The sequence below is a fragment of the Streptomyces sp. BR123 genome, from assembly GCF_013401435.1.
In the GTDB taxonomy this organism is placed as follows: domain Bacteria; phylum Actinomycetota; class Actinomycetes; order Streptomycetales; family Streptomycetaceae; genus Streptomyces.
In genome coordinates, this window is sequence record NZ_JACBGN010000575.1 from 1 (window position 1) to 1,691 (window position 1,691).

Annotated in this window: 2 protein-coding genes and 1 pseudogene; 2 read left to right on the forward strand and 1 reads right to left on the reverse strand. The window is 77.2% G+C overall.

All coding sequences use genetic code 11. The features are described from left to right. Together HYE82_RS36360 and HYE82_RS36365 are read left to right on the forward strand one after the other, a co-directional pair. Window positions 1–231 (forward strand): annotated as a pseudogene (locus tag HYE82_RS36360) (ABC transporter ATP-binding protein); the annotation flags it as partial. Beyond that, window positions 228–920, forward strand: coding sequence for an ABC transporter (locus HYE82_RS36365; protein ID WP_179178491.1), 693 nt, complete (start codon window positions 228–230; stop codon window positions 918–920). The pseudogene HYE82_RS36360 and the gene HYE82_RS36365, both read left to right, overlap by 4 nt. Before the next feature lie 48 nt (window positions 921–968). Here the strand turns inward: HYE82_RS36365 and HYE82_RS36370 are convergent. Next, a partial coding sequence (locus HYE82_RS36370) for a polysaccharide deacetylase family protein (RefSeq protein ID WP_256988205.1) occupies window positions 969–1,691 on the reverse strand: 723 nt, incomplete at its 5' end.

The following is a 1,691-nucleotide window of genomic DNA, read 5'->3' on the forward strand; positions in this document are numbered from 1 at the left end:
GTGGGGGAGGGGGCGGACGCGGGGCCCTGGGTGCGGATCCGGGCGGCCGGGCCGGCCGGGGCCGCGTGGCCGGCCGGTTCCGTCCTGCCGGCCGGGCTGGACGGCGCCTCGGCCGCTCCCGACGGCGGCCTGCTGGTCACGGTGCCTGCGGACCGGTCCGATGCCGTGCTGCGCGCCCTGCTCACGGCGACGCCGCCCTGGCGCATCCGAGGCGTGGAGGAACTGCCATGACCTCCGTGACCGGCTTCCCCGGGCTCGCCGCGCTTGCCGGGTTGGTCCGCTATCAGAGTGCGCTGTTGCTGCGCTCGCAGCGGTGGATCGGGCCGCTGCTGCTCTACGCCGCCTTTCTGGCCGCCGGGATACGGGCCGGGGAGCCGGTGCTCGACTCGCTGGGCTGGGCGGCGGCCGGGCTCGTGCCCGTCGCCGCCTGGCTGGTCCGGGTGTGCGTCACCAACGAGCCCGCCGCCGCGCGTGATTGCGCCACCGCGGCGGCAGGCCCCGTACGCGTTCACGCGGCGGCCCTGCTGACCGCCCTGGCCGGTGCGCTGCTCGCCGGGGCGGCGGCCGCCGCGGCGGTCCTGCTGGTGGGCGGGCGCGCCGGGGTGCCGGCCGGGACGGCCGCGGGCGCGGCGGCCCTGGCGGTGCCGGCCTGCGCGCTGGCCGGCACGGCGGTCGGGGCGCTGGGCAGCCGGCCGCTGGTGCGCCCGACGGGCTTCGCGGTCCTGGCAGGCGGCCTCGGCTCCCTGGCCGCCCTGGGCCTGCCCGCTTCCCCGGCCCGCGGTGCGGTGACGGCCCTGGTCGCGGGGTCCCGTACGGGCACGGTGGCCACCGCCGGGCTGGCGGCGGCCACCGCGGCGGCCCTGGTCCTGGCCTGCGGGGCGGGGGCGGTGGCCTGTCTGGTGGCACGGCGGCGCGGCTGAGCCGCCGCCCCTGTACGCGACCGGGTCGGGCCGCCCTCGCAGCCGCGGCTACTTCCCGATGAGCTCGGACACCTTCACGAACCGGTAGCCGCGCTTGCGGAGCTCCGGGACGATCGTGCGGATGGCCTCCTCGGTGACCGGGGCGGCGCTGCGCGTGCAGTGCATGACCACCACCGAGCCCGGCTTCACTCCGGAGATCACCTGCTGGGCCACGGCGTGCGGGTCCTTGGCGAAGGCGTCCCCGCTGACCACGTCCCACTGGACCGCCGTGACCTTGGCCGTGGACAGCGCCCGCAGCGCCTGGTCGTCGTAGCAGCCGCCGGGGAAGCGGAAGTAGGGGACGGTGTTGACGGCTCCTGCCGTGCGGAAGGCGGCGAAGGCCCGGTCCACGTCGGCCCGGGCGGCCGCGGCGTCGAGCGTGGGGAGCCCGTAGCAGGGGGACTTGAAGGCGTGGTGGCTGTAGGAGTGGTTGGCGATCTCGAAGGTCGGGTCGGTGCCGATCGCCTTCACCTGGTCGGGGTACTCCTCGGCCCACCGGCCCGTCATGAAGATCGTGGACGGCACGTTCAGGGACCGCAGCGCGGAGATCAGCCCGGGGTTGTCGAAGCGCTCCCCGCCGGCGGCGCGCGGCCCCTGGTCCGAGGTCATGTCCGCGTCGAAGGTCAGGGCGACGGTCTTCTCGGTCTGCTGCTTCGCCCGTTCGAAGACCGGGGTCAGGCCGTTCGGGCCGGGCGGCAGGGTCGGCACCTTGCCGGGGCCGGGGGCTGCGGG

What these genes read in the sequence shown, in the direction of transcription:
- HYE82_RS36365 (WP_179178491.1), top strand. Translation starts at nt 228, where the DNA reads ATGACCTCCGTGACCGGCTTCCCCGGGCTCGCCGCGCTTGCCGGGTTG.